This is a genomic window from bacterium, from assembly GCA_030699905.1.
Taxonomy (GTDB): Bacteria; Patescibacteriota; Minisyncoccia; order Phycocordibacterales.
Genome location: JAUYKQ010000013.1, coordinates 1 through 5,497, shown reverse-complemented (window position 1 = coordinate 5,497; position 5,497 = coordinate 1). Strand labels below are relative to the sequence as shown.

General features: G+C 43.5%; 5 protein-coding genes. 1 reads left to right on the top strand and 4 read right to left on the bottom strand.

All coding sequences use genetic code 11. The features are described 5' to 3' along the window. The coding region (locus tag Q8P86_01835; GenBank protein MDP3996417.1) for a S1 RNA-binding domain-containing protein at nucleotides 1–376 on the top strand (376 nt) is incomplete at its 5' end. 284 nt (nucleotides 377–660) lie between these two features. Here Q8P86_01835 and Q8P86_01830 read toward each other — a convergent pair. The 4 genes from Q8P86_01830 to rnc all read right to left on the bottom strand — a co-directional run bounded on the left by Q8P86_01830 (nucleotide 661) and on the right by rnc (nucleotide 5,370). Continuing rightward, nucleotides 661–1,641 carry an aminoglycoside phosphotransferase family protein gene (locus Q8P86_01830; GenBank protein MDP3996416.1) on the bottom strand — a complete coding sequence of 327 codons (981 nt, stop codon included), beginning with the start codon at nucleotides 1,639–1,641 and terminating at the stop codon, nucleotides 661–663. 40 nt (nucleotides 1,642–1,681) lie between these two features. Further along, nucleotides 1,682–3,994: an AAA family ATPase gene (locus Q8P86_01825; GenBank protein MDP3996415.1), complete on the bottom strand. Its 2,313-nt coding sequence runs from the start codon at nucleotides 3,992–3,994 to the stop codon at nucleotides 1,682–1,684. A 252-nt stretch (nucleotides 3,995–4,246) separates the two neighbouring features. Beyond that, entirely contained in the window at nucleotides 4,247–4,510 is a 264-nt protein-coding gene (locus Q8P86_01820; protein ID MDP3996414.1) for a hypothetical protein, read from the bottom strand. Between the two features lie 143 nt (nucleotides 4,511–4,653). After that, nucleotides 4,654–5,370, bottom strand: a complete 717-nt coding sequence (gene rnc, locus Q8P86_01815) for a ribonuclease III (GenBank protein MDP3996413.1) — start codon at nucleotides 5,368–5,370, stop codon at nucleotides 4,654–4,656. Nucleotides 5,371–5,497: the final 127 nt, after the last annotated feature.

The window sequence follows — 5,497 nt, the reverse complement described above, 5'->3', positions numbered from 1 at the left end:
CGGCCCGGATGAATTTGTTCGTCTGGAAAAAATAGCAAAGCGCTCCACGGAAAAAGAAATAGCGGCATCGGAGGCGGAAAGAGAAAGCAGAAAATTAAAGCAAGTTGAGTATATGAGCGACAAAATCGGCCGAGAATTTGAGGGCGTCATTACCGGCGTTACCGAATGGGGCATTTATATCGCGGAGAAAGAAACGGGAGCGGAAGGTATGGCGAAACTCAGAGATATTACAGGCGACTTTTGGAAATTGGACGAGAAAAACTACGCTATAATCGGAGAAAAGACAAAAAAGAAATATGCTCTTGGAGACAGTGTGAAATTCAAAGTGGTCGGAACTGATGTTGAAAGAAAAGCGATGGATTATAAGATCGTGTAGCGTGTAACGTGAAGCGTAGAACGTGAAGCGTGTAGCGCGTGAAAGACCCATAAGAGCGAAGCGTGGAAACGCCTAATACTCCCCAGTATTAGGCGTTTCCGATGCACAATAATTTTTGGACAGCGTGTTGTACTCAAATTACAAGACATCCGCCTTTCGCCCCGCACTTCGCAATTTGCGATTACGCCTTTTTTTGTCTTCTTCTTCATTTATCCGCAATTTTCCGACTGTTTATGAATACTACTATACTATATAGTATAGTAGTAATTTGCTTGCGTACGTAATTACACATCTTCAAAATACCGCAGAGTTTCTTTTAAACGCTCTTCTGCTTCCCCGATACTGAACTGCTTCCCTTCCCGCAATAAATACGTGAGGCGCGCCATACTCTGGAAAACCCGCCAATAATTTTTCCTAAATTCAAAATCTGCCCCGAAAAACTCCTCGCCATATCCTTTTTTAAAAAGTTCTATTGGGTATTTCTCTCCAAACTTCATCTCCCATCGGGCAAATTCTTCGGCTCTATCGCCGGCCTTGGCATTTTCAAAGTCAATAAAACCAGAGACCTGTCCATTGTGCACAAGAATATGACTCGGCTGTATATCGCCATGTAAAAGAACCGGCTCCACACCGGAAACTTTCTCAAGCTCGCTTATTAGAACATCGCCAGCATCTTCAATGACATGCTTATCTAAAATTCCAACTTTGTCATTTTCTAAAACCTTTTGAGCTTGGCAATGCTTATCGCCGCGTATTAAATCATTCGCTGTTTTATATTCAGCGTGTCCTTCTTCATTCAAAGAACCGAATCCGTCCATACTAACGGAATGTATTTTTGCAAGCTGTGTCCCCACTTCCTTCATAACCGCCTCTTTGTTTCCCCCCTGCTTTAAGTAAGTACGCAAATCCACCCCAGTCAATTTTGATTCAACCAAAAACTGCAAAAGTTTTCCTTCCACTTCTCTTTTGCCGACAAACAAGGGTTTGGGTACCGGTACTCCTTTTTCAGCGCATTTTTCCAAAGCCCACTTTTCTCTTTCAAATCTTTCAAACTTGTGATTTTCTCTATGCGAAATTCTCACGACAAATTCTCTCTGCTTACTGTCAGTTACCATGTGAACCTCGTTTGTTTCCCCCTCTATTATTCTGTCTTTTTTGAGTATTCCCGAACCACCGGCTTCCTTCAAAGCCCATTCAATTTCTTCTTCCGGCGTATTCCACTTCTCATGCCTCTTCTGCCTGAATATTTCATATTCGCTTTCCATTTTGATTTTAACTTTTCACTTTAAACTTTCAACTTTAAACTCATTTGGCCACCGCCACGGCTTCAGCAAACTGTATGGAAAGAAGCTTTGAGACGCCGGTTCTGTCCATTGTCACTCCATAGATTATTCCGGCCCGAGACATGGTCTCGCGGTTGTGCGTAATTAAAATAAGCTGGGATTTTTGGGACAGATTTTCTATCATGTCGCCGTACTTTTTTGAATTGGCTTCGTCCAGAGCCGCGTCCGTTTCGTCCAAAATCAAAAAAGGAGGAGGATTAACCTGCGACATGGCGAAAATAAGAGCAATGGAAGTCAGAGCTCTTTCACCGCCGGAGAGCATCATAAGACCTTTTATTTTCTTTCTTGGGAGTGACACGTTTATATCTATTCCCTCTTTGCCTTCTTCCTCTTCTTCCATAGCCGCCACTATTTCCGAGTCGTCCGTCTCCGCCAAAATGTATTCGGATTCGCCTCTGTTTCTTTTCTCTTCTTTAACCACGCTCAAAACGGCATTTCCTCCGCCAAACATGACTTGAAAGAATTTTTGAAATTCTTGATTTATCCTCTGCACCCCTTCCTTGAATTCGGTATCCAACTTTTCCCCAAGTTCTCGTATCAACTCCTTAAGCGAAGAAGCGGAGGCCTTTAAATCCAAAAGTTCTTTTTCCAAATACATGTCTCTTTCCACGGTCTCGTCATGTTCTTTAACTATTTCTTCCGCGCCCACAAGTCCCGCGTCCTCTAAACGTATTTTTATCTTCTCTATGGCCCGTCGGCGGTCTTCCTGCTTGTTTCTATCTTCAGAAATTATTTCCGCCTCGCTTAAAACGGTTTTACCATCATGGGAGACATTGGCTGTTTCGTACCGTTTGATGTCCCTGCCGACAAGCACCACCCCTTCTTGGATTTCTCGATTGAAATCGTCCTCAACCATTTTTATTCTTTCCTTTTCGGCCCTAATAGCGGAAAGTTTGGATCGCAGAGAGTTTAGCTCGGCCATTATCCTAAAGACGGCTTTTTCCGCGTCCCTGTTTTGGTCTTTTTCTTTGTCTATGCTTTCTTTCAGATCGGAATAAAACCTTTGAAGTTCTTTTTCTTTTGCCGACACTTTTGCAAACTCGTCCTGAAATCGCGCTCTGTCCTCTTTCAACTTCGCAATCTCTCTCTCCGAATCTTCCTCGTTTTCTCCTTTTTTTACCGAATGTCTTTCAATGAAGGAACGCAAAATTTCTTTTATCTTTCTTAAAACCTCTTTTATTGATTCAGGGTCGCTTTCATTCTTCACACTCTCCTCTATTTCTTCCGTTTGGTCTGCAATACGGCGGACTTCGGAAAGAGGTACATTGCCTTCCGTAGGAGTACGACTTTTCTGCCTGACTAAAACCCTTTCCAAACCGGCAATCTCTCCTTCCACCCTCCCTATGGAAGAGATGAGATAATCTTTTTTGTTTCTGATTTCGGAAAGGTCTTTCTCAAGCTTAATTACCTCTTCGCTTTTGCCGTCTTTTTTCTTGGCTTTTTCAAGAGTTTCTTTGGCCACCCCGAGTTCTTCTTCCAACCGTATTTTTTCCGCCTGCGGTTCTTTTTCTTCTACGGAGAGCCGTTTGTTTGTTTCTTGGATATAAATGTATTCACGTTTCAAATAGTCGCTATAAAGAGTTGCGAGTTCCGCTCGCATTTCTTTGGCTTTTTCTATTTTTTCAACCTGCTTTTTCAAAAAACGGATATGGGGAGCTATTTCTCTGCGCAAGCTTTCCACCTGCCTCGTGTTTTCCTCGGTTTTTTGCAATTTCTTTTCACTTTCCTTTCGCTTGTATTGGTATATTTTCAGGCCTAAAGCGTCTTCAACCATTTCCCGCCTGTCGCGCGAGTTGGCGTTTAGTATCCTGTCCGCTTCTCCCTGCGAAATTATATGATGCCCTGACGCGCCGATGTGGGCTTGGGAAAGCAGTTCTATGACGTCTTTAAGACGCACCGGCGAACCGTTTACTTTGTATTCACTGACACCGTCCCGAAAAACGGTTCTTTCCACCGTTACTTCGTCAAAATCAACATTGAAAAGCTTCTTTGATTTTCCGTCAATGTTTTGGGGCAAATTGTCAAAAACCAAACGCACGGAAGCGCGATTGCCTTTTGCGTCAGAACCGGCGCCGTTCCAAATGAGGTCTTCGGTTTTTTTACCGCGCATTGACTTTACGGACTGTTCGCCCAAACAGAAACGGAACGACTCCGCCACGTTGCTTTTACCGCTTCCATTCGGACCGACAATGGCGGTTATGGGCGCGCCGAAAGACAATTCGGTTTTTTTGCCAAAGGACTTAAAGCCGTTAAGTTCAAGAGTGCGCAGGTGCATGGTTTATATTCTTGAATTGCGAAATACGGCAGGCGCCTCCCCCCACGAGGAAAGTCACGAAAAAGTGACCTGAGCCCCCGGCAAGCGCCCTTGGAGCGGTCACTTTTTTGGGAGCTTTCCGAGGGGGGGAAGCAAGTGTTTCGTAATTCAAAGTTATATTTACTTTCAAATTATAAACCATTTTTGCGTAAAGATAAAAGCGCATCTACTTTATATAGACGCGCTTTAACTTCTCTTTTTAAAAAAATTACTCTAAAAACCCCCGGGTATATCTTGGCCGAGACCGGGCTCCGGCGTTATCGGAATCAATTCCGGCGATCTTGTTGTCCTCCAAAACACCACAACCGCCACTATCAAGGACACAACAGCTATTCCTAAAAGGATTTTATTCGCGCCCGTGACGTCTTTGGCGACACCAATTTTTATAAGCCACCCCGTAAGTCCTGATACCGACCCCGTACCCATGCTTTGCATGGGAGTGTACTGATTTTCGTCGTTAAATTCTACGTTAGGCATAGTTTTTTAAGAATGTTAATACCCTCAATTATAACGCCGACCTGAAAAGAGTTATCCACAATAAAATTTTTTCGTCCTATCCCCGAAAGTTGTGCTCACAGGGTATTAGGCGAAAAATTTTTTGAGAACTCTCATGACGTTCGCTATCTATCAGAATTTTTGTCCCATCCCCTTTTTTTCAGTCCTTGCTTTGCCGCCTCTTGCTCGGCTTCCTGCTTGGAACGTCCTTCACCCTCGGCTACCATCTCGTCTCCCACAAAAACCGCGGAGACAAATTTTTTATCATGATCTGGACCGGTTTCCCGAACCACTTTGTAAGTAGGCGTAACTCCTGAAATGTCTTGAGCTTTCTCTTGAAAGTGGCTTTTAGCATCAACCCACGCTCCTGAGTCCACAATATCGTCAATCAAGTGAAAAAGGTTTTTGGAAACAAAATTTTTGGCCGATTCATACCCTTGGTCCAAGTACACGGCTCCGATAATGGCTTCCACGGTGTTTGCCAATATAAATTGACGAGCCCTGCCGGTATCTTTCGCTTCACCGCGCGAGAGTAAAATGTGGTCATTGATATTGAGCTTGTCAGCAACGGAAGAAAGCGTTTCGGTACGCACCAAAGCCGAACGATACGAGGTCAGATCGCCTTCCGGTTTTCCCGGATACTTGCCATAAAGGTATTCGGTTATTATAAGTTCCAAAACAGCATCACCCAAAAACTCTAAACGTTCATTATGTTCCCTGCCTACGCTTTTGTTTTCGTTCAAGTAAGAGCGGTGGGTGAAAGCGGCGCGCAATAAGCTTTTGTTGACAAACTGTATGCCTATCCTTTTCTCAAATTCTTCAAAGCCGTTTGATGATTCCATGTCTTTTATACACGACACGAATATACAAATAGAAGATTCGAATGACACGAATAAAATCCAATGGTTGTATTTTATTCGTGTAATTCGTACTTTACATTCGTGTCATTAGTGTCGTGTTACTTTTTTA

Excerpts from the sequence above, each read along its gene's own strand:
- Q8P86_01830 (MDP3996416.1), bottom strand. The coding sequence starts at position 1,641 with ATGGAAAGCGAATATGAAATATTCAGGCAGAAGAGGCATGAGAAGTGG.
- Q8P86_01825 (MDP3996415.1), bottom strand. The coding sequence starts at position 3,994 with ATGCACCTGCGCACTCTTGAACTTAACGGCTTTAAGTCCTTTGGCAAA.
- Q8P86_01820 (MDP3996414.1), bottom strand. The coding sequence starts at position 4,510 with ATGCCTAACGTAGAATTTAACGACGAAAATCAGTACACTCCCATGCAA.
- rnc (MDP3996413.1), bottom strand. The coding sequence starts at position 5,370 with ATGGAATCATCAAACGGCTTTGAAGAATTTGAGAAAAGGATAGGCATA.